General features: G+C 41.9%; 27 protein-coding genes. 4 read left to right on the top strand and 23 right to left on the bottom strand.

What is annotated here, in order from left to right; genetic code table 11:
- Positions 1-36 precede the first annotated feature (36 nt).
- Positions 37-354, top strand: a complete 318-nt coding sequence (locus NSQ55_RS11260) for a MazG-like family protein (protein WP_036689803.1) — start codon at positions 37-39, stop codon at positions 352-354.
- An 82-nt stretch (positions 355-436) separates the two neighbouring features.
- Here the strand turns inward: NSQ55_RS11260 and NSQ55_RS11255 are convergent, their stop codons facing one another.
- From NSQ55_RS11255 to lepB, 3 genes are all read right to left on the bottom strand, one after another.
- A complete protein-coding gene (locus NSQ55_RS11255) occupies positions 437-1297 on the bottom strand; it encodes an alpha/beta hydrolase (RefSeq protein WP_339173331.1) in 861 nt (286 codons plus the stop codon).
- Between the two features lie 263 nt (positions 1298-1560).
- The gene (locus NSQ55_RS11250) at positions 1561-2598 is read right to left on the bottom strand and encodes an HD domain-containing phosphohydrolase (protein ID WP_076130334.1); all 1038 of its coding nucleotides are present in this window, start codon (positions 2596-2598) and stop codon (positions 1561-1563) included.
- A gap of 184 nt (positions 2599-2782) precedes the next feature.
- Positions 2783-3280, bottom strand: a complete 498-nt coding sequence (gene lepB, locus NSQ55_RS11245) for a signal peptidase I (protein WP_076130335.1) — start codon at positions 3278-3280, stop codon at positions 2783-2785.
- Positions 3281-3436: 156 nt separating this feature from the next.
- Between lepB and NSQ55_RS11240 the strand changes: the two genes are divergently transcribed.
- A complete protein-coding gene (locus tag NSQ55_RS11240) occupies positions 3437-4414 on the top strand; it encodes an alpha/beta hydrolase (RefSeq protein ID WP_076187003.1) in 978 nt (325 codons plus the stop codon).
- A gap of 84 nt (positions 4415-4498) precedes the next feature.
- On the opposite strand, the gene NSQ55_RS11235 is transcribed toward NSQ55_RS11240, so the two are convergent.
- Together NSQ55_RS11235 and NSQ55_RS11230 are read right to left on the bottom strand one after the other, a co-directional pair.
- Positions 4499-4900 (bottom strand): DUF4265 domain-containing protein, encoded by a 402-nt coding sequence (locus NSQ55_RS11235; RefSeq protein ID WP_076130337.1) that lies wholly within the window; start codon positions 4898-4900, stop codon positions 4499-4501.
- Positions 4901-5269: 369 nt separating this feature from the next.
- Positions 5270-6127 carry an SDR family oxidoreductase gene (locus tag NSQ55_RS11230; RefSeq protein ID WP_339173325.1) on the bottom strand — a complete coding sequence of 286 codons (858 nt, stop codon included), beginning with the start codon at positions 6125-6127 and terminating at the stop codon, positions 5270-5272.
- Positions 6128-6331: 204 nt separating this feature from the next.
- On the opposite strand from NSQ55_RS11230, the gene NSQ55_RS11225 reads away from it, so the two are divergent.
- Positions 6332-7141, top strand: coding sequence for a hypothetical protein (locus tag NSQ55_RS11225; protein ID WP_339173323.1), 810 nt, complete (start codon positions 6332-6334; stop codon positions 7139-7141).
- Positions 7142-7165: 24 nt separating this feature from the next.
- On the opposite strand, the gene NSQ55_RS11220 is transcribed toward NSQ55_RS11225, so the two are convergent.
- The 14 genes from NSQ55_RS11220 to NSQ55_RS11155 form a co-directional block, all read right to left on the bottom strand.
- A complete protein-coding gene (locus NSQ55_RS11220; RefSeq protein ID WP_036689792.1) occupies positions 7166-7957 on the bottom strand; it encodes a lipid II flippase Amj family protein in 792 nt (263 codons plus the stop codon).
- 24 nt (positions 7958-7981) lie between these two features.
- Positions 7982-8377 (bottom strand): DUF2809 domain-containing protein, encoded by a 396-nt coding sequence (locus NSQ55_RS11215; protein ID WP_339173318.1) that lies wholly within the window; start codon positions 8375-8377, stop codon positions 7982-7984.
- A gap of 24 nt (positions 8378-8401) precedes the next feature.
- A complete protein-coding gene (locus NSQ55_RS11210) occupies positions 8402-8827 on the bottom strand; it encodes a hypothetical protein (RefSeq protein WP_076130341.1) in 426 nt (141 codons plus the stop codon).
- Positions 8824-9411 (bottom strand): histidine phosphatase family protein, encoded by a 588-nt coding sequence (locus tag NSQ55_RS11205; protein ID WP_076130342.1) that lies wholly within the window; start codon positions 9409-9411, stop codon positions 8824-8826. The genes NSQ55_RS11210 and NSQ55_RS11205 overlap by 4 nt, the downstream gene beginning before the upstream one ends.
- A 16-nt stretch (positions 9412-9427) precedes the next feature.
- Positions 9428-9901 (bottom strand): NUDIX domain-containing protein, encoded by a 474-nt coding sequence (locus NSQ55_RS11200; RefSeq protein WP_076130372.1) that lies wholly within the window; start codon positions 9899-9901, stop codon positions 9428-9430.
- A 30-nt stretch (positions 9902-9931) separates the two neighbouring features.
- Positions 9932-10381, bottom strand: a complete 450-nt coding sequence (locus NSQ55_RS11195; protein ID WP_076130343.1) for a DUF4362 domain-containing protein — start codon at positions 10379-10381, stop codon at positions 9932-9934.
- Between the two features lie 168 nt (positions 10382-10549).
- Positions 10550-10696 (bottom strand): hypothetical protein, encoded by a 147-nt coding sequence (locus NSQ55_RS11190; RefSeq protein WP_155288116.1) that lies wholly within the window; start codon positions 10694-10696, stop codon positions 10550-10552.
- A gap of 49 nt (positions 10697-10745) precedes the next feature.
- Positions 10746-11222 carry a DUF523 domain-containing protein gene (locus NSQ55_RS11185; protein ID WP_339173307.1) on the bottom strand — a complete coding sequence of 159 codons (477 nt, stop codon included), beginning with the start codon at positions 11220-11222 and terminating at the stop codon, positions 10746-10748.
- Positions 11223-11368: 146 nt separating this feature from the next.
- Positions 11369-11935 (bottom strand): putative ABC transporter permease, encoded by a 567-nt coding sequence (locus NSQ55_RS11180; RefSeq protein WP_036689784.1) that lies wholly within the window; start codon positions 11933-11935, stop codon positions 11369-11371.
- 164 nt (positions 11936-12099) lie between these two features.
- Entirely contained in the window at positions 12100-12279 is a 180-nt protein-coding gene (locus NSQ55_RS11175; protein WP_038570027.1) for a hypothetical protein, read from the bottom strand.
- 166 nt (positions 12280-12445) lie between these two features.
- Positions 12446-12625 (bottom strand): hypothetical protein, encoded by a 180-nt coding sequence (locus NSQ55_RS11170; protein WP_036689781.1) that lies wholly within the window; start codon positions 12623-12625, stop codon positions 12446-12448.
- Between the two features lie 94 nt (positions 12626-12719).
- The gene (locus tag NSQ55_RS11165; protein WP_076130346.1) at positions 12720-13406 is read right to left on the bottom strand and encodes an LrgB family protein; all 687 of its coding nucleotides are present in this window, start codon (positions 13404-13406) and stop codon (positions 12720-12722) included.
- A complete protein-coding gene (locus NSQ55_RS11160; protein WP_036689778.1) occupies positions 13406-13816 on the bottom strand; it encodes a CidA/LrgA family holin-like protein in 411 nt (136 codons plus the stop codon). Before NSQ55_RS11160 ends, NSQ55_RS11165 begins: the two co-directional genes overlap by 1 nt.
- A 187-nt stretch (positions 13817-14003) precedes the next feature.
- Positions 14004-14678, bottom strand: a complete 675-nt coding sequence (locus NSQ55_RS11155; protein WP_076130347.1) for an NAD(P)H-dependent oxidoreductase — start codon at positions 14676-14678, stop codon at positions 14004-14006.
- 150 nt (positions 14679-14828) lie between these two features.
- On the opposite strand from NSQ55_RS11155, the gene NSQ55_RS11150 reads away from it, so the two are divergent.
- Positions 14829-15221: a helix-turn-helix domain-containing protein gene (locus tag NSQ55_RS11150; protein WP_076130348.1), complete on the top strand. Its 393-nt coding sequence runs from the start codon at positions 14829-14831 to the stop codon at positions 15219-15221.
- Between the two features lie 16 nt (positions 15222-15237).
- Here the strand turns inward: NSQ55_RS11150 and NSQ55_RS11145 are convergent, their stop codons facing one another.
- From NSQ55_RS11145 to rhaB, 4 genes are all read right to left on the bottom strand, one after another.
- Positions 15238-15615, bottom strand: a complete 378-nt coding sequence (locus tag NSQ55_RS11145; RefSeq protein ID WP_081383451.1) for a YkvA family protein — start codon at positions 15613-15615, stop codon at positions 15238-15240.
- Positions 15616-15725: 110 nt separating this feature from the next.
- Positions 15726-16364 carry a Vat family streptogramin A O-acetyltransferase gene (locus tag NSQ55_RS11140; protein WP_076130349.1) on the bottom strand — a complete coding sequence of 213 codons (639 nt, stop codon included), beginning with the start codon at positions 16362-16364 and terminating at the stop codon, positions 15726-15728.
- A gap of 165 nt (positions 16365-16529) precedes the next feature.
- Complete coding sequence (gene rhaA / locus NSQ55_RS11135; RefSeq protein ID WP_312151373.1) at positions 16530-17804, bottom strand: L-rhamnose isomerase; 1275 nt, start codon at positions 17802-17804, stop codon at positions 16530-16532.
- A gap of 647 nt (positions 17805-18451) precedes the next feature.
- The gene (gene rhaB / locus NSQ55_RS11130) at positions 18452-19942 is read right to left on the bottom strand and encodes a rhamnulokinase (protein ID WP_280752758.1); all 1491 of its coding nucleotides are present in this window, start codon (positions 19940-19942) and stop codon (positions 18452-18454) included.
- Positions 19943-19949 lie beyond the last annotated feature (7 nt).

The following is a 19949-nucleotide window of genomic DNA, read 5'->3' as shown; positions in this document are numbered from 1 at the left end:
ATAAATCATGTGAAAGATTAAGGAGTGCTACATAATATGGAAATTAATGATGTGCAGAAATGGATTAATCATTTTTATGGAGAACGAGGCTGGACTACTTATGGTCCTTTTATAAGAGTCGGATTCTTAATGGAAGAGACAGGTGAAGTCGCGCGAGCTGTTCGCTCCTATGAAATCGGCAGAGATCGACCGGATGAATCGACTCGTACTCCAGAGCAACTGAAAAACGACTTGATTGAGGAAATCGGGGATGTTCTCGGAAATATCGCATTGTTAGCGGACTTATATGGCATCACTTTAGAAGAGGCTTTTACTGCACATAAAGACAAATTAGTGAAGCGATTTAATTCCTAGGGACGAAGTAATCCTAAAAAAATAGGACTACAATCGGCAACACCGAATTGTAGCCCTTCTTTATTTTACTCTATAAGCCCTGTTAAGCTTTACCGCCTAAAGTATGATTCGAAATGGCTTTGATTATTGTTTCCCAATCATCCGGGTGGACTTCGTGGCCCGTTCCTTCCAGGGTTAGAAGCGACGCATTAGGAATTTCCGCAGCAAGCGCCAAGCCATGCTCTATAGGAAGCACCGTGTCTTCTGTGCCGTGGATAACCAAGGTAGGAACCATGATATTTTTTGCCTTGCCCTCGTAGTCGTCATCCCCTGTAAGAAGAGAATGATTAAACATGCTAAGCAAGTTGTTGGCACGTTTTATTTCCATCCTTACTTGTTTATACGCTCTTTTCTCATCGAATTTATGTTTTGAACCACAGAGTATGCCGGAACCTGAAACCAAATAATTGGCTACCTCTTCCTCATTAGACCAATCCAGTGTTGCTCCATCTGCATGGAATGCGAGGATCCGCTCATCCATAGGAGGCAAGTTCCGATCATTATCATCAGATTCGAAAAAACTTGATGCGATCAAGGTTAAGGTTAAAACTTTTTGCGGATGACGTGTAGCAAGGACTTGCGCAATCATTCCGCCTAAGGACATTCCAACGATATTTGCCTGTTCTATATTATAGGCGTCTAGTAACCCAGCAGCATCATTTGCCATGTCCATCACGGTATAATTGGAACTCCCAGGCTCATAAACTACGGAACGTCCGACATCCCGGTTATCATAACGAATAACGTAACGTCCGGTATCTGCTAATCGCTGACAGAACTCTTCATCCCAATAAACCATAGAACAGGTGGCACCCATAATCAGCAATATCGCAGGATTGCTAGGATTTCCAAAACTATCCGAACATATATCAATTCCGTTTACTTTTACTATTTTTTCGCTCATTGTTCATTCCTCATTTCATTCGAATTTTATCAATGAATGCACAGTTAAATAAGACTCAATACATTTTCAAAAAAATGGATGATGTCATCATTGAATTGCACCTCAAATTAACGTAAACGAATGAATTTGATAATCACGATAAGCACTCTCCTATTCCATATTGAAGGGTTTTTAACCCAATTTCGATTATAACACAAAAAAGCTATCCCCTGATTTTACGGATCAGGGAGATAGCCTCCTATTTATCGCCACAAAAATATTCGTTAAATAAATACTTCTTCAACAGTCAAATTACGCTCTTTAGATAAGTCTCTGAACGTAGTCTCATTTATTTTTACCAGAGGTTTGAAAATATCCAACGGATTATTCATAATAATCGTACCTTGCTCACCATTGCTAAGCTGAACGCTCTTACCCACAAAATTCGGCAATAAATGTCCGATTAGAGCTTGTACCGCATTTCCATTCAGCTTGCCAAATCCAAGCTCATGTACCTTGCGCAGAACGTTAATCAGGCCTTGTTTTGGTTGATTCGCTCTTCCTAAGGTCATGCCTACATAAGTATTTGCAACAGCAACAATCTGCGTATACGGATGCAAGTCCTGTTTACGGAGATTGTTAGGATAACCTGTACCATCCTCGAATTCATGATGCTGAAGCGCCACTAGTGCGGTCTTTTCGTCATTCATCGATTTAAGGATAATGTCGTATCCATACGTAGTATGACGTTTTAGTTCTTCTGATTCTTCGGGAGTTAAGTTATCCGTCTTATTTAAGATATGTGGAGCAATCTGGCTTTTTCCGATATCGTGCAAATAACCGGCTCTACTAATCTCAAATCTTTCGGCTTTTGTATGACCTAACCAAGTCGCTATGTAAAAAGATAACAGTCCGACCTGCAATGAATGGTTGTATGTACTGATATCATCACGTTCCAGCAGCAATAATAAAGAAACGACATCCTTTTGTTCATCCAATTTTTCCAGCAATGGCTGCAGCGTATTATCAACATCCGACTGCGTAAAGCTACCCTTGCTGAGTGCTTCCAGAAATATAGATTCATAGTTTTGGATGGCTTGATCAAAATTACCATCTATCCCTTGTGCCACATTCATTTCTTCATTATCCAGCACCATCATGCGTGGTTCAATATCGACATAATCAATTTGATGCCTCATCAGGATGGTGATTTCTTCTCCGTAGACCACTGTCCCCTTCGGAAGCACGTGTAGGCCAACACTATTGAATGTATCTGTGATTAGACAATCGCCATGTTTGAGATCTGTGACATGAGCTTTCAAAATTCAGCACCCCTTACTATATGTAGGTATATTTTACCTTAAGGATAGCTAAATTCTTCCAAAGTAACAATATGGTTAAAGACTCATTAAACCACTCGGTTAGTTCAAAAGACCCCCGCGACTTCAGCACCCCTAAATCTATTTTTAGAGATTAAGCCTTACATTTATCCGTCTTACACACTACCTAAAAGGGATTGCTAAATTCAGCGATTACTTTCCCAATCAACTTATCCTTCGACACAAATGGAGTATCCCACAAATGAGCATCATAGCTTATATTCCGGTTATCTCCGAGAAAAAAATAATGATCGGCGGGTACCGTAACCGGTCCAAAAGTGTAATCCATCTGTTCATTGAGGTAAGGTTCGTTAACCTTCGCTCCATTTCGGTAAAGTGCGCCGTCTTTAATTTCCAAGGTATCTCCAGGCAGCCCCATTAGCCTTTTTACATATCTTTTATTCTCATCACCAGCTACAGGTGGCGTAAATACAACAATATCTCCATGCTCCAGTGTGGTCATCCATAACATTTTCTCAACAATTAAGCGATCATTGATTTGAATCGTTGGGATCATAGAGCCCGTTGGAACTCTCATGGCTTCAGCAACATAGGTTCTAACAAACAAAGAAATAACCACTGCGATCACAATACTCGGCAACCATTGCTTCATAAATTTCAACATTATTGCTCACCTCACATTCATTTTATAGAGTCAAACTTTTTTTAGCTGGTTCATATTCAGTTCATATTGTCGTCATGTATAGTTCATCTTCATCGGGTAAGCTTTCTTTAGCAACTCATTAAGATAGCTAGAATAAAGCGATTAGAACAGGAGAAGATGCGATTGAAACCAGAAGAAGAGGTTATTAAAAAAAGGATGAATAAACCGCTGAAAATTATACTTATTTCCTTAGGGGCTTTAGCTACTGCAATAGTACTTTTTCTAGTGACTGTTTTTGTCGCTAATATTTTCCTCAATAAATCGGACCAAGCTAAAATAAAACCCTATGGTCAGTCTGTAAGCGTCGATGGTAAAAATATGAACGTTTTGATTCAAGGAAAGGGTGAAGAGACAGTCGTGCTCTTACCTGGTTATGGAACGGTGGCACCGGGACTTGATTTTAAGCTGTTAATAGATGAACTATCTCCATTTTACAAAGTTGTCGTGATTGAGCCTTTCGGTTATGGATTAAGTGATAGAACTGAAAAAGAGCGAACCACAGAAAACATTGTGAGTGAAATTCATGAAGCTGTAAAGCAGCTTAATATTGACCGTTATATTCTAATGGCACACTCTATTTCCGGTATGTACAGTTTGAATTATGTGAACAAATATCCAAACGAAGTGAGTGCATTTGTCGGGATTGATAATAGTATTGCAACGGAAGACAGAATAGGTGTTAAAATACCAACAGGAAAATTAAAACTACTTAGAGAATCAGGCTTGGGCAGATTGTTATTTAAATCAAGTGGAAATCCCTATGCTGAATTGCCGTTTGATGATGAAACTAAAGAACAATTGAGATTGCTTACGCTTAGAAACACTTATAATTACACTAACTTAAATGAAGTGGAACATATGTCTTCTAATTATAAAGGGGCTCTAAATTCAACTTTTCCAAAGGATCTCCCCCTTTTGCTCTTTGTTCAAGGGGATGATACTCTCTTAAAAGATTGGATATCATTGCATGAAGAGCAAGTCAAAAATTCCGTACAAGGAAAATTGGTAAAACTTGATGCAGGACATTATCTGCACCATACCAAATCAAAAGAAATCGCCGAAAATTTTAAGACATTTATGGAAGAAATAAAATAAAAAGCGTTTCTTCTATTCTCCATGCTGCGGTCATCATGTGCAAGTTTCCTTGCATTTCATGACGCAGCATTTTTTTCTTAGTATTTAAATCTCGAACCGCTCAATAATTCGATTCATTTCCCCATCAACATCAATTGAAGTATTCTTAGGAATATGAATGACGAACAAACCGCCAAAGATCAACTCACATTTGCCTTCATTCTCTATAATTCTATGTTTAAAAGCTGCAATGGCCGTTGAATCAACAGCTTCTTTACTAAGCAGCCAAGCGTATCTTTTGAAAGGAGATTTTTGAACAGTCTCTTGGTAATAATAGACTCCATTTTCTTCCTTCACCTGTATAATATCTCCCATTGTAACAGCCGGATTAAAAATCGGTGTCTCTTCAATTCGAAATTTATCTTTGCCAAATGGAGTAACATCGAGGATTTCTATTTCACGGCCATCTGCGTTGAAGCAGATATGGATTCCGGACGATTCTAGCATCGGCACACCTCTATCCTTGTTCAATATCTAATCTTGTTCATTCTAAATAACACAAAACAAAGTAAATACATTAGGCTCGTAATCCCGAACAACCTAAAGATTCCCGGTGTTAATAACATATATAAACTGTAGGGAAAACTCCAGATAAATGCAAGCAGCATTAGCCGACTTCTGTTTAAAAAGACACCTATTGCTAATAACCCCGCCGGTAATAACAACATAATTATACTAATCACAAGAGTGGAGCGATTCGTAATCTCAGCATAAGGATTGATGAATATAAAAATTAGCCATAAAAAAACGGTCATCAAACTGGACACATAACCTATTAGTTTAATGATTGTTAAATTTATGGATGACTCCATCCTATCACCTCAATTCTTTCGCAATAATTCTCTCCAGCCACTTCCATGGAAGCAGCGTTTTGCCTAAGATTAAGATTCGCGTACCTTTGCCGATAGGATAACGTAGCCGTGGTGCCTTCATTTCGGTAATACGACCGATAAGATTAGCCACTTGACTAGGGTCAGGCGCTGTCTCAGCAGTATGTTTGGAATATCGTAGCACAGCGTCAAGACGCGCTTTATACGGAGAATCCTCCTTACGTCGAATTTGCTCCATGCCTTTTCCCCATATCGGTGTTCGGAAGGAGCCCGGTTCAATTAATACCACCCTTATTCCATAAGGGGACATTTCATGACGCAGGCTTTCGCTGAAGCCTTCAACAGCAAATTTAGAAGCTGCATAAGGCGCATAACCTGGAAATCCGGATAATCCACTTACACTTCCCACATTAATAATCGTGCCACTCTGCTGTTCTCGCATAATGGGCAGCACAGCTGTTGTCACAGCCACTAATCCAAAAAAGTTCGTCTCCATTTGCCGCCGCCATTCCTCCATAGATATTTCTTCTATGAAACCGCCAATGGCAAAACCTGCATTATTGACTAGAACATCAATTCTTCCAAATGTTTCGTGTACTGAAGATATTGCTGTCTCTATAGAATCGCTGTCAGTTACATCCATGGTCATTAAATGAAGCTGCTTTAAAATTCCTGCCTGCTCTGCCTGCTGCACCAGCTCGCCTTTACGGCTTAAATCACGCATGGTTGCTATCACCTTAAACCCCTGTCCAGCTAATTTGAGCGCTGACAGCAGTCCAAATCCACTGGAGGTTCCGGTAATCAGGGCCACTCGATCGTGCCCATACTCTAGATGTGAACTCATATTTACTCCCCTTTGTATTTCACAATTATAAAAACAAGCAAACAAACGTTCTATTGTTCATTGACTATCCATTAATTTCAAGTTATAGTAAGAGCATCTTTTATATTTCTGTGCGGGAGAAGCACCTCGCAAGACAGGCGTCAATGCCTATCTTGGAGGTGCTTTTTTGCGTATATTAACTAATTCATTAAGGAGCTGAGAGGAATGTTTAAGCCAAAAAACACCGTCAGATGTAGAACGAACATTTTCAGAATTAGGGATTTAAAATGGGTGGCTCAAGTAATGCTGGTAGCAGCTTTCTTAACCTGTAACCTCACACTTGTGTCTGCTGCTACTGGCTGGGATTCCGCGCTGGATGACATTAACAGTCTTCATGGTAATTATACCGCGCTTCAAGCCACCCTCAAGACAGATAACTCAAAAATTCAGAAGTTACGCAAACAGAATAATGACGCTCTGAAATCTATTCGTACCGTCATACAGTCAACAGATCAAGCACTGTTAAGCCGCTTATCTTCAGAAGCTAGCTCAGTTCAGAAGAAACATACTCCCCTTCTGGAACAATACAGCACACTCAGTAAACAGTCTACCGCAGCCAAGAAAGCTAAAGACTTGAAAACAGTCACATTGCTGGACCTGAAGCGTAATAAACTAAAGGCTGCTGTAACCCTCGCCCGAGCCGAAATTAAGACAAAGACAACCGCTTTGGCAGCCGCTCGCAAGCAAACCGCTGCTAAGCTTAAACCCGTCAAAGATGCGTTGGCACCCATCACTGCTTTAAAGAAACAAATAACTGCCGAGAGTAAGAATCTCGCTGCCACGCAAAAAGTACGCGCGGAAGCTGACAAACAATATAAAGCAGCTGTTAAGCAAGGAGATGCAGTTAGAGCCGCCACAGAATTGAAATCATCCTATGAGCAAATGAAACGAATTCATTCCATGCAGCAGAATATTTACAGCTGGGAACAGAAGACTTCGCTAGCACTACGAGCAGCAGAATCTAAACTTCCCTAATGATTATGATTCGCCCCCACCGGCTCAAATCAGCTTCACTAACATACTAATTAATTGGGCTGCAGGCACAATTAGGAGCTGAGCAAATATAGTGCCTACAAATCGTGAACCCATCAATACCACATATATTTTTCCTAGCTGATCACGGTATTCTACATTTTCAGTAGCCTTATGGGTAATAAGACCAAGCTGTGGGTCGATAAATATGGTCAGCAGAATAGTCGCCATACCGTTAATCAGTCCGGAAGCTTGAGAAGCAGTCGTGCTATATTGAGGCATTAGATGAGCAGCGTACAAAGATGATATGACACCTACGGTGTAAAAGGCTGTCACAAAAACATTCATCACAATAAAACGTTTAGGAATCCCCAGGTATCTGAAGTTATATAGATTCACTTTTGGTTTTCTTATGTATTTTCTGGTGTTCTTTAGTTGCCCGATCGTCACACTGGTAAGCAGTTTTGGGATAGAACCTTCGATTTCAAGCTTAGAGATGATTCTCCCAAACAAGCCTACAAAGGTAGGGAACACAGCAATGGCAATTAAAGTCCCTAATGAAGAAGCCAATAATATAATTCTCAAGTAATTAAGAAGTGGAAAATCGGAATGTATTTTGGCATAATCTACGAATTTAGCCGTCAGTGGAGCTTGGATCATATTTGCAGTTCTTGAGACGAGAACAATAATGCCTGTGAGAGATAACGCAATGGCTATCTTGTTCAGCTTCACTCCGGCGTATCGTACCGAATACGATAAGGTTTCTGCCGTGTGAATAATCATCGTAAGCAAGCATACCACAATCAAACTATTTACCATTTAAAGGTTCCTCTCCAATAAACACTATTTATTATTTCGGTGCACCTTTTGGTGAAAGTATTGATCCAATCCATAACAAAGGGCAATGCCCACTAAATATCTAACAAGGTCGATCCACAGGAATCCTTTTCCGAGAATTAGACCACCCAATACTGTAGAACGGATGCTGTTGATCCACTCCGCTTGATACAGCTGGCTAAATTCTATGCCGAAGCTAAACACCAAACTCCATACAAAGGCGAGCCTTAGCTTTTGATTTACCAGTAGAACCCGAAACATAAAATAAACCATACTGCCCCAAAGCGCATCTCCGAAATGTCTAGATACAAACAAAGGCAGCTGATCCGTGCATACTCTAGAGCTTAACCCCAATACAATAACAACGAGGCAGATACAAGTATAAAAAAGTCTTTCTTTCAAATCATTGATCCTCATTTCCAACCTCTATCCAGCTTCTGACTTAAAATTAATGCTTGCGATAATACTAATCATTGCGATATAAAACGGATAAATAATCATGGCTCCTATTATAATCAGTCCTGTTACCGGTGCAGGTTTATCTGCAGGTTCTGTGATTGGGAACCAGGTTGCGAATAAACTAATGAATAGAATCAAATAGGGAAACCATAGGATCGTAGTGAAATACATGGATTTTTTTCCGCTCAAATATTTTTTTGTAAGCCAAATAAATACTATAGAAGATAATAAAAATAAAACAAGCTTGAAGATAAACAGCAAGGTATCTACTTTTCCCAGCTCCAAGCCGGAAATTCTGCTGATTCGATAAATATTCAATGGCAGCTCTATTACAACAAACAACATAAAGGCATAAAGTACGCTTAGTGCATTCAGCTTTATAAAATATTTCATCTGTTCAGCACTTCGGAGTCCCACAGCCGCTCCACATGGGTAAGCTCCAATTCTTCAAATTCCAGCTTATAAATATCCGGCTTGGACGTTTGTTCAAAGAACTCATATCCATACTTCTTATCGAAGTAGTTCAGGATAATGGTCATGATATTCCCATGCGTACCTAATGCGATTTTTCCGCCTTTATGCTGTTGAATTAATTGCTTGATAACAGGAATTGCACGCTCTTGTGCTTCCTGGGTACTCTCTCCATCCGGCATTTTATATTGCTTGTCGTTGAACGATGTCCGAATGCCCTGCAGAAAATCATCTTCACTGATTTCAATCTCGACACTTCCGATTGCTCGTTCTCTGAGTTCTTCATACAGTTCAATCTCTTGGTTCGAAGCTTCTGCCAAATATTTAATTGTCTCTACGGCTCGTCTATATGGGCTGGATACAAAATATGTAATTTTCTCCTCCGCCAAAAGCTCTTTGATTCTATAAGCGTCTGCGTGTCCTTTTTCGGATAATCCCCGTTCCCGCTCGTTCCCTAATACAAAAGGTGACACTGCATGTCTAACCATATAAATGTATGTCTTCATGAGGCACTCCTCTCAGTCACTCAAATATCGTTGCAGTCTTCTCTCGGTCTTTTATAAAAATCTCTCTAGGATAAAGAATTGCAATCTCTGGCAGCTCGTTCTCTTTGAAAAATTTAAATTCTTCGATCTCCCCATCTATAGCTCTAAGCGTTCCTCTGATAATAGAGCACTCAAATACAATAACCGTATATTCTACCTGATCGCCATTACTATATTCGTATCTATATTTCGCTCCACCAAAAACACCTAAAATCGACGTAGGATGAACCATCAACCCTGTCTCTTCATATACCTCTCTGCGTAAGGTTCTTCCGGGACGCTCCCCTGGCTCAATCGCTCCCGCAGGCAATCCCCACAAAGATTCTCCTGGCTTGCGGATGAACAGAATCTCATCCTCTTTATTTCTTACTACTGCAGCTACGGAAGGCATCATTAATAATTCTGAGCCCACTTTCCCACGAATCCCTTGATAGTACTCAGACATCGGCATATTGATCATCCATCCTCTCCGTAAATGGGTTTATAATCTTTCTTTTAAAAAGCTGATCACGTTTATTTTCTCACCGTCTGGCTGAACATTACATTGAGATAACTCGACATTAAACCGCTCACCTGTCTCTATTAGTTCAATCGCTTGGCATACATATTCGATCTTCCCAGGACTACTACTCCATGCATCTCTTGTATCATCCTTTACCCAATGAAGCTCTTTACCATTAGAATAGAAATCATGAATTAACCGTCCACTATCCGTGGTTGGCTCAATCAACATCAGGTTATCTCCTTTACCTTCACTAAACCTTTGAACGGTTTCTTTCATCCTGTTTAAATCTTTTTGATCAAAATGTATTAAAATATCATCATGTTTAGACTCATCTGAGCCTGTCTCACCTAGATCGGCCGCCAACACGCCTACAAGCACAGCAATCATAAATAACTGCACAATGATTATCCATGTTCTAAATTTCATAGTTCCCCCTAAATTCTTTCCTTGGACTTCCCAAAAACCCACTATATGTATATTAGACATCACTATGAAGGAATCCTTTAGATTTCACAATATGCATAGCCGTGGACAAAAAAAGCTTCCGAACTCAAAAAATGCTGAGCTCCGGAAGCAGTTACAATGAGGTGAGTCTTAGTGTTTACCTTTTGTGCCAGCAAGCTGTACGATCATAATGACAAGAACGAGCAAAGCAATGAGCTGATCAATACTCATCTGCGTCCGCCTCCTATCCCAAATGAAGGATGGCTCATCGGACGGCATTTCCTCTCCCAAGGACACTGCTTCGTTCCCCTTATACACACTATGTATCCTACAGCCTATTTATTACTTAAAGAATGCCCTGCCCGTCCATACGTGCGAGTTCCTGCTCGACTTCATCCAGCTGATCTTCGCCAAATACTTTAAACCCATTTTTCCTCAACAGCTCCGTAGTGGTGCCCTCTCCCGGTGCTTTCGTATCTTTAAAGGTTCCATCATAAATATACAGGCTTCCGCATGAAGGACTGTCTTGTTTTAAAATAGCTAATGCAACCTGATGTTCCCTAGCCAGCTTTAGTGTGGCTTGAGCCCCCTTCATAAATGGCTCCGTAACATTAACGCCTGCCCCCGTCACTACCCGATCTCCTTGCCGCTGTGCGTCAGGACGAGGGGTTGGCAAACCTCCCACTACCTCTGGACAAATATGGACAAAACGCCCTTCCTCATACCACTTTAGGAATCGGGCATCGAGACACGGAACATCGCCATTATCATAACGTACTTTATGCCCTAACAGACATGCGCTCACTAGAATCTTCCCTGTCATCGTTATCGCCACCAGTCCGTCTAGTATTTAATATATTGCTATATTATTTATGACTAGAAACGGATATGCAATATCGAAATGCCTGTCCACGAAATGTTTGTGCTTGATACACAAAAGAAGACTCGTAGTACACATATAGAAAACCATTACTTCTGATATTGAGGGGTTTTCTCCATCCGATACCGGCTCCAGCAGGTCCATAATAAATCCGCCATAAAGTAGAACCCCACGATCGGAAGCACGAATTTCCAAATAGGCTGAACACCCGAATATAAAAGCTCCATAAGCGGCTGAATTACATACACACTAGCTACTGAAAGCCCCCACCAATATAGAGAAAAACGCAGGCAAATATGCCCTTGCAGTTGATAAGACATTCCTGAGTAATCCCACCATTGCTTATGGAATACCGTTTTTAACAGCCAACCGCTTATAAATTCCACAGCAGAAGGAATGATTAGCGCAAGAAATAGGAAAAGCGGAAGTGGCAGCGTCAAATCTCTAGCAATCAATAGCAATAGTGGAGCAAAGCCGTACATCGGCTTAAATGGACCTTTTAGAAATCCTTCTTTGCGAAAGCTTCCATTACTGTATAGATTATAGGTCCCTTCCAATACCCAACCTAAAAAGGAATAGACCATAAAATAAAAAAAGTATTGGCCCACCACAGTAACTGCTATATCTCCACTTAACGAAAATATAGGAATAATCATGACCTAATCTCGCCTCCCGTTGTCATTATTTTCTTAGTTGTCCATCCGGCCCTATTATGTCTTGATCGTTCTGGAAATATGCGCACAAAAAAAGACATAACCCAAAAGGTTATGCCTCCATTCCAGAATTCCAGGAGTAAAAGTCTCCCACTTGTTACCTCTAATTATTTATGCTCTTCTTCATGAGGTGTCGTCAGCAACTGATCGTCGTTTTGTTTCTTCAGTGCATCCATCTTAAGCTCACTGCGTACGCCAAAGTTTGAACCGTACTTTTTCTCAAAGTTTCCTGCGAGAGCCTCACCACGTTTTTGCCGGTAACGGCTGTTCTCATTCCGACTACGCATTCCATTTCCTCCCTGTTGGCAAAGATCTGTGAAATTTGCGAAAAGCTAAGACGAACTTGGAGAAAACACTCTGATGAGGTTGTACTTTTATTTATTATACAATACTTACTATAATCATCAACAAAAACAGACTGTCCCCTAAAGGACAGCCTGTCTTCCGAATCATTTACTCCAAATTATCGGGAAGCGGATCTGGGTGTGAGGATTCAGCAGGTTTGGCTACCCACTCATCTGCCTCTGGCTCGATGTCTACACCGTTCTCCATCTTCTTAATTTCAGCTAATGAATCGCCTTCTTTATTTTCCTTGTTGCGGATTTCCGCTTCATCTTGTGTGTGATCGGACATGTGAAATCCTCCTCAGGTGCTTTGCTTTTTTTGTTCCTTAGTTATAGTTACCCGATGGAGTGTTTTGCAAACATAGTCCAATTAAAAGAATAATTTAAGGGTACATCATCCACGCTACAAGTGGGCCGATACAAGAGCCAACTACGGCGCAAACAGTCATCGCAACCGAGCTCATCGAAACGGATTGTTCACCATATTCCAAGGCCTTTGCTGTTCCTAGAGCATGTGAAGCGGTTCCTAGACCAATTCCGATTCCAACCTCACTACGAATTCTAAACAGTTTGATGATAAAAGGTCCGCCAATCGCACCTGTAAATCCAGCAATCATAACAAATACAGAGGTTAAAGAAGAGTCCCCACCTAAGCTGTTCGAGATCTGTATCGCTACAGGTGTAGTGATCGATTTAGGTAATAAAGATAAAACATATAATTTAGAGAAGCCTAGACCTGCCGCCAAAAGCAGTCCACTAAACATCCCTATAAGCAGACCTACAATGGCTCCGCCCAGAATTGCCGGGAGATTCTCAATCAACACATTACGTTGTTTATATAATGGGTAGGCTAACGATACTACAGCAGGACCGAGCAGCTGATTAATCCATTTGCCGCCTATCATATATGTATCATACGGAATATGAAAATATAGTAGTAAAGTTACAACAATCACTGTTGCTGTAAGCGCGGGAATAAGTACAGGAATACGAAATCGTCTATATACTACTGACATCATCAAATAAATAGCTACGTTAAGCAGTACAATACCTGTTGCGATAAAAAACATTATATTTCCTTCCCCTTTTCGCTTAGTCTCTTGCCGCTCCATCCCGCTTTCAGCTTGTTGTTTACGCTAGTAAGCCATTGGCTAGAATGTGCAGCTGCGGCAATCGTGAGAACACTGCTAACGATAAGGATTAGGATTAATAGTAAACCTCTACCACTAAAGATATCCATATGATTCACGATCCCAGCTGTCGCTGGAATAAAAAATAACGGAAGATAAGCTAATATCGTTGTAGCACCCTCTTCAATCCACTTCACAGGCACGACCCTGAATAACAATAGAACAAAAAGTAACAGTAATCCTACGATACTCCCGGAAACGGGGAGATGCAGTTGCTTTTGCAGATAGTCCCCAGCCAAGTAGAACAAATATAGCAGGAACACTTGGATAATAATGCGAATGATTTTCATGATGCAGGATCCCTTCATTATTAAGTTAAAGCGATAGCGCTAATATGGAGTCACCTTCATAAGGGTATCAGAGTTTTCATGAAACTTTCAATTAATTTTTGAATCTTATAAGAAATATCGCAAAAAAACCTGCAAAATCCCCAGAATACAGAGACTTTACAGGCTCAAAGATTAAGATTCAATTTCGTTAAACCCACTGAATTACTTGCTCTGCACCTTGACGCGTCTTACCACGTGGTTCATTCAGGCGATATCCGAAAGCTGCCATACAGGAGATTCCAAAATGCTCAGCATCCAAAATCCCTTCTTCTTCCAGAATCTGCTCAACCTTAGCTTTATCAAAACCTTCCATTGGGCAGGAGTCGATCCCGATTAACGCAGCTGAAGTCAGCATATTCCCAAGCGCCAGATAAGTCTGCCGGCAGCTCCATTCGAACATTGCCCGCTCATTCTCCATCAGTCCGAAATCAACCTTCAAAAACTTATCAAAAACTTTACGTTTTCCTTCCATTCCTTGCGGAGGCAACTCCTGCACATTCTCCATGATCCCTTTAATATAATCGGAGTCAGCAGCCATATCTTTAGGAAGACGTGAGAGAATAAGCACAAAATGGCTTGCGGTTGCCAATTGCTTTTGTGCGCCCCAGGCATAAGGACGTAATTTTTCACGTACTTCCGGACTTTGTACTACCACAAAACGCCAAGGCTCGAATCCGAATGAACTTGGTGACAATCGTCCAGTTTCCAGAATAAATTGAAAGTCCGATTCACTAATTTTTTTATGGCTATCGAATTCTTTAGTTGCATGTCTGAACTGATATGCAGACAGGATTTCATTCTTGTTTAACGATAAAGTATCCATGAGTAACACTCCCTTTACTTGATTAGCATCGACGAGCATTTGACTGTTTGCCGATCACATGCTTAATATTAGTGTATATATCACTTCTTTAAAAGTACGCACAATAATGTTATGTAGTATACAAAATGATACCATGGGAGTTGAACAGCTATGCGTGACCGAAAAGGTGGCTTCGGAAATTTCCCGGAAAGCAACAAAGAAGCTTGCCCTGTAGAATTCACACTGGACGTTATAGGAGGCAAATGGAAAGGAATTCTCATCTATCACTTGATTGATGGCACGAAACGTTTTAACGAATTCCGCCGGATCTGCCCGGGCATTACCCAACGTATGCTGACCCTGCAACTAAGAGAGTTGGAAGAGGATGGGGTTGTACACCGTGAGGTCTACCATCAGGTTCCCCCAAAAGTCGAATACTCTTTAACTGAATTCGGCAAGACACTGATTCCTATTATTAAACTCATGAAAGATTGGGGCGAGGTGTACAAAACAAAACAGCTTTCCGCAGAAAGCTGTCCTGAAGGTACAGATATTACGGTGTAGCTCAATGCTGCACCTTTTATTTTTCCCCATTAAAAAACGCTGCAGCTTTTTCCTTATGTTCGTTGGTTACCTGACCGGATATCGCTTTAATGCCTGCTGCGATAATCGCTGCATCATCTGTAAATCCAAGACCTAGAATCGCATCGGGTATAGCATCTATAGGAGAAATAAAATAAGCCAATGCACCGAAAGCAATTCCTTTCGCCCATAAAGGTGTTTTAGCGTCGACGGCACAATAATACATCGCGATAGCATCTTTAGTAAATGGAATTTTGCCTGCAAACTTTTTAGTTTTCGTCCAAAAATTTTGCGTTACCATTTCCTCATTTTCTTTGCTATATGGAAATTCCTCTGCAGTGAGCTCCATGCTATTCTTGACCTTATCTTTCTTCATTGCCGGTTCCCTCCGAAAGGTTCATATGACGTACATACCTAAAGTATTCCCTCAATTGAGGTTTATATCTTTAAGATAAACTAAAGTCCGTATCCTGAACCTACTTACGGTTAATTGATCGCTTTGATTTTCGTTAAATCGCTGCTGCATAACACTTCAAGATTCTTAAAGATTCGCTCAGCATCCCAATCCCACCACTTCAGCGCTTCAAGATATTCGATCATTTCATCATCAAAACGTTGTCTAATCACTTTGCAGGGATTTCCTCCAGCTACACTATACGCTGGGATATCCTTTACAACTGTAGAATTGGCTGCGATAACTGCTCCGTTTCCAATATGCACACCTGGCATAACCGTAACATTTTGTCCAATCCAAACATCGTTTCCGATGACTGTATCACCTTTTAGCGGCAGATCTTTTAAATCCGGGACCGCCTGTTCCCAGCCATGGGCCATGATATTAAACGGATAGGTCGAAACCGAATTCATCCGGTGGTTGGCACCATTCATGACAAATTCAATGCCTTTGGCAATCGCGCAGAATTTTCCAATAATAAGCTTATCGCCAATAAAATCATAATGATGAGTCACACGTTCCTCAAACTTCTCTGCACCGTTTATATCATCATAATAGGTATAATCGCCAACAATGATATTGTCTCTTGTAATCGCATTTTTTATATAGCAGATACTTTTAATTTGTTCATTGGGATAGAGCGTATTCGGGTTCGGTCCATATTGTTTCATAGTTTGCGCCTCGCTCTCTTTTGGATAAAACATAGCAGAGATCAGAGCTGAATTCAAATCATGTACGATTCATAAACATAAAAAAGCGGCTACCTGCCGGTAACCGCCTATCTTTTATCTACTTATATTGTTAAAGTTCGTTCTACTTCACTTCTACTTCTACCTCTATCTTTTCGATAAAACCTCAGCCTCATACTGTTTCACTTCATTTAGCCAGCTTTCCCGGACCGGTACGCCATTCTTCGCACAATAATAATCCCAAATGGCTCCAAACGGATACGATTTAAATTCCTCGACCAAGGCAAGCCTTGAAGTGTAATCTCCATCCAGCTCAATTTGCTTCAATTGCTCGATTGGCTCCAGCATGGCACGAAGCAAAGCTTTTAATGTATTTCGTGTTCCGATCACCCAAGCAGCAACATGATTGATACTTCCATCAAAAAAATCTAATCCAATATGCGTTCTGTCCAGAAACTGACCACGAACCAGTTCACGGGCAATCTCGAGCAGCTCATCGTCCATAGTTACCACATGATCACTATCCCAGCGTACTGGACGGCTAACATGCAGCAGTAATTGATCCCCAAACAGCAGCCAGGAAGACAGCTTATTCGAAATCGTCTCGGTTGGATGGAAATGCCCAGCATCGAAGCACACCGCCTTGCCCCGGCTTAGCGCATAACCCATATAGAATTCATGTGAGCCAACCACGTAACTTTCCGAACCAATACCAAACAGCTTACTTTCTACAGCATCAATGTTATATTGCTGATCGATTTCCTCGCTGAAGATTTCATCGAGTGACTGCTGAAGCCGTACCCTTGGTGACAAGCGGTCGATCGGCGTATCTTTATAACCATCTGGAACCCAAAAATTAGTGACACAAGGCTGACCTAATACTTGGCCAAAGGACTCGGCGATTCGACGTGAGGCCTTGCAATGAGCGATCCAGAAGTTGCGGATTTCAGGATCTGGGTGACTCAGTGTGAAGCCATCGTTTGCTTTTTCATGAGAAAAACAGGTAGGATTGAAATCCAATCCGAGTCCCTGCTCTTTGGCCCAGCTCACCCAGCGCTCAAAATGCTTAGGCTCTAACGCGTCGAGATCTACAGTCTCTTCTGTATCCGCATAAATAGCATGTAAATTTATTTTATGTTGCCCTGGGATGAGTGCTAGAGCCTGTTCCAAATCCCGGCGCAGCTCCTCCGGATTCCCGGCCCGCCCCGGGTAACTTCCGGTGACTGCGATCCCGCCGCTCAGTTCTTTTTCCTTATTCAAAAAACCCTTCACATCATCACCTTGCCAACAATGCAAAGAAATCTTAATTTCCGCTAGCTGCTCCAACACTTTATCTACGTCGATCCCATGCTGTGCGTAAAGCTTTTTCGCTTCATTGTAGCTGTTCTGAATGCTCTGTAAGCTCTCTTTACTCTGCTCCATGTTTGAGCCTCCTGATTTTTAACTTAGTGTGTTTTAGATGAGGCATTTTTGCCTCTCTTTCGCTCGTGTTCCGCGTATTGCGCTCGATGAGAGGCATTTTGGCCTCTCCTTCGCTCGTTTTCCGCGTACTCCGCTCAAAGAGAGGCACTTTTGCCTCTCTTTAGCTCGTTTTCCGCGTATTGCGCTCGATGAGAGGCATTTTGGCCTCTCTTTCGCTCGTTTTCCGCGTACTCCGCTCGATGAGAGGCACTTTTGCCTCTCTTTGGCTCGCGTTCCGCGTATTGCGCTCGATGAGAGGCACTTTTGCCTCTCTTTAGCTCGTGTTCCGCGTATTGCGCTCAATGAGAGGCACTTTTGCCTCTCTTTAGCTCGCGTTCCGCGTATTGCGCTCGATGAGAGGCACTTTTGCCTCTCTTTAGCTCGCGTACCGCGTATCGCACTCGATGAGAGGCATTTTGGCCTCTCTTTGGCTCGTTTTCCGCGTATCGCGCTCGATGTGAGGCACTTTTGCCTCTCTTTAGCTCACTTTCCGCATACGCCGCACGATGAGAGGCACTTTTGCCTCTCTTTAGCTCGTGTTCCGCGTATTGCGCTCGATGAGAGGCACTTTTGCCTCTCTTTCGCTCGTTTTCCACTAAACTTAGCTACTAATTAACGACCTGTAGCCGGGCGAACTGTGCCAAAGCCGCTTCTTTGGTCGTGGGGTCCATCCCCTTCGGTATATAAGATGTTACTTGGAATGAACGACTTATAATTTCTCTCGCCTCTTGAAGATCAGTTACAGCACCCGTGCTGATCATCTGCACAACCAGATTGCCTAAAGCCGTAGATTCTGTTGGTCCGGCGTGAATTTCCATCTCCAGCAGATCTGCCGTAATCTGGCACAACAGACCGTTATTCGCACCTCCGCCAACGATATGCAACCTCTCTAAGTTGTCACCCGTCAATTGCTGGAGATCCTGAATGTAGAAATAATAAGATAAAGCAAGACTATCAAAAACACATCGAGCTATTTCCCCAGGCGTTTGAGGGACCAGCTGTCCTGCTTCCACACAATAGCTGCGGATCTCGTCAATCATGCTCTGTGGATTCATAAATCGTTCATCATTGCAATAAATGATCGATCTAAAGGGGATTTCTTGTGCTGCCAGCTCTACCAGCTCGCCGAAGCTGTATTGTCCGCCGTACTCCTCACGAACCTTTTGAATCAACCACATGCCCATAATGTTTTTAAGAAACCGGAATGAGCCGTAGGCTCCCCATTCATTCGTATAGTTGCGTAACATTGCCTCTTTACTTGTGATGGCTGAACCCCGTTCCACCCCGATGAGTGACCAAGTACCACTACTGAGAAATCCCCATTTCTCGCTGTTTGCCGGAACCCCTAATACAGCTGATGCTGTATCATGAGAGGCTACTGCTATGAACTCGCAATCTGGAAGATCACCGCGAGCCGCCAAGTCCTCCGTCAACCTCCCAACGGGTTCCCCAGGTTCTGTTAAGGGAGGGAATTGCTCTTTTGAAATACCAAGCACCGACAGAAGATCCTCATCGTAATCACGAGTGTGAAGATTCAGCATCCCAGAGGTGGAACCTATCGTCACTTCACTAATCTTGCGACCCGTAAGCCGATAATAAAGATAATCAGGGACCAGCAGGATGGAATGTGCTGCTTCCAGCTCCGCCTGATCATGCACAAACAGTTGATACAACGTATTTATCGGGAGATATTGTATCCCCACTTTTCCGTAAACGCTTTCAGTTGAGATGTTACGATGCAGCCTCTCTATCGCTCCATCCGTTCGGGAGTCACGATAAGAAAAAACCTCATGGATCCGCGCTCCCTCCTGATCGAGAAGTACATAATCGACACCCCAAGTATCGATGCCCACGGTGCAGCGCTCGATCCCTCTAGCCTTGGCCTGCTGTAAGCCCTTGACGATTTCAGCAACTAAATAATCTATATCCCAATATAGATTACCATTTTGTTCAGCGAATCCATTACTGAAGCGATGAATTTCTTCTATAGACAGGGTTCTTCCCGGCTGCTGCAAGGTTCCACAGACCACTCTCCCACTAGAGGCTCCGATATCAACAGCAATATGATTCTGAATTTGATTATGAGCTTGTGTATTCATCCCTATA

Origin of the sequence: Paenibacillus sp. FSL H7-0943 (assembly GCF_037963265.1) — a bacterium.
In the GTDB taxonomy this organism is placed as follows: domain Bacteria; phylum Bacillota; class Bacilli; order Paenibacillales; family Paenibacillaceae; genus Paenibacillus_AQ; species Paenibacillus_AQ odorifer.
This window is presented reverse-complemented; position numbering and strand designations above follow the sequence as displayed.

Bases quoted from the DNA above. Each gene is read 5' to 3' on its own strand.
- NSQ55_RS11260 (WP_036689803.1), top strand. From the start codon at position 37: ATGGAAATTAATGATGTGCAGAAATGGATTAATCATTTTTATGGAGAA.
- NSQ55_RS11255 (WP_339173331.1), bottom strand. From the start codon at position 1,297: ATGAGCGAAAAAATAGTAAAAGTAAACGGAATTGATATATGTTCGGAT.
- lepB (WP_076130335.1), bottom strand. From the start codon at position 3,280: ATGTTGAAATTTATGAAGCAATGGTTGCCGAGTATTGTGATCGCAGTG.
- NSQ55_RS11240 (WP_076187003.1), top strand. From the start codon at position 3,437: ATGCGATTGAAACCAGAAGAAGAGGTTATTAAAAAAAGGATGAATAAA.
- NSQ55_RS11235 (WP_076130337.1), bottom strand. From the start codon at position 4,900: ATGCTAGAATCGTCCGGAATCCATATCTGCTTCAACGCAGATGGCCGT.
- NSQ55_RS11230 (WP_339173325.1), bottom strand. From the start codon at position 6,127: ATGAGTTCACATCTAGAGTATGGGCACGATCGAGTGGCCCTGATTACC.
- NSQ55_RS11225 (WP_339173323.1), top strand. From the start codon at position 6,332: ATGTTTAAGCCAAAAAACACCGTCAGATGTAGAACGAACATTTTCAGA.
- NSQ55_RS11220 (WP_036689792.1), bottom strand. From the start codon at position 7,957: ATGGTAAATAGTTTGATTGTGGTATGCTTGCTTACGATGATTATTCAC.
- NSQ55_RS11210 (WP_076130341.1), bottom strand. From the start codon at position 8,827: ATGAAATATTTTATAAAGCTGAATGCACTAAGCGTACTTTATGCCTTT.
- NSQ55_RS11205 (WP_076130342.1), bottom strand. From the start codon at position 9,411: ATGAAGACATACATTTATATGGTTAGACATGCAGTGTCACCTTTTGTA.
- NSQ55_RS11200 (WP_076130372.1), bottom strand. From the start codon at position 9,901: ATGCCGATGTCTGAGTACTATCAAGGGATTCGTGGGAAAGTGGGCTCA.
- NSQ55_RS11195 (WP_076130343.1), bottom strand. From the start codon at position 10,381: ATGAAATTTAGAACATGGATAATCATTGTGCAGTTATTTATGATTGCT.
- NSQ55_RS11185 (WP_339173307.1), bottom strand. From the start codon at position 11,222: ATGACAGGGAAGATTCTAGTGAGCGCATGTCTGTTAGGGCATAAAGTA.
- NSQ55_RS11180 (WP_036689784.1), bottom strand. From the start codon at position 11,935: ATGATTATTCCTATATTTTCGTTAAGTGGAGATATAGCAGTTACTGTG.
- NSQ55_RS11175 (WP_038570027.1), bottom strand. From the start codon at position 12,279: ATGCGTAGTCGGAATGAGAACAGCCGTTACCGGCAAAAACGTGGTGAG.
- NSQ55_RS11170 (WP_036689781.1), bottom strand. From the start codon at position 12,625: ATGTCCGATCACACACAAGATGAAGCGGAAATCCGCAACAAGGAAAAT.
- NSQ55_RS11165 (WP_076130346.1), bottom strand. From the start codon at position 13,406: ATGTTTTTTATCGCAACAGGTATTGTACTGCTTAACGTAGCTATTTAT.
- NSQ55_RS11160 (WP_036689778.1), bottom strand. From the start codon at position 13,816: ATGAAAATCATTCGCATTATTATCCAAGTGTTCCTGCTATATTTGTTC.
- NSQ55_RS11155 (WP_076130347.1), bottom strand. From the start codon at position 14,678: ATGGATACTTTATCGTTAAACAAGAATGAAATCCTGTCTGCATATCAG.
- NSQ55_RS11150 (WP_076130348.1), top strand. From the start codon at position 14,829: ATGCGTGACCGAAAAGGTGGCTTCGGAAATTTCCCGGAAAGCAACAAA.
- NSQ55_RS11145 (WP_081383451.1), bottom strand. From the start codon at position 15,615: ATGAAGAAAGATAAGGTCAAGAATAGCATGGAGCTCACTGCAGAGGAA.
- NSQ55_RS11140 (WP_076130349.1), bottom strand. From the start codon at position 16,364: ATGAAACAATATGGACCGAACCCGAATACGCTCTATCCCAATGAACAA.
- rhaA (WP_312151373.1), bottom strand. From the start codon at position 17,804: ATGGAGCAGAGTAAAGAGAGCTTACAGAGCATTCAGAACAGCTACAAT.
- rhaB (WP_280752758.1), bottom strand. From the start codon at position 19,942: ATGAATACACAAGCTCATAATCAAATTCAGAATCATATTGCTGTTGAT.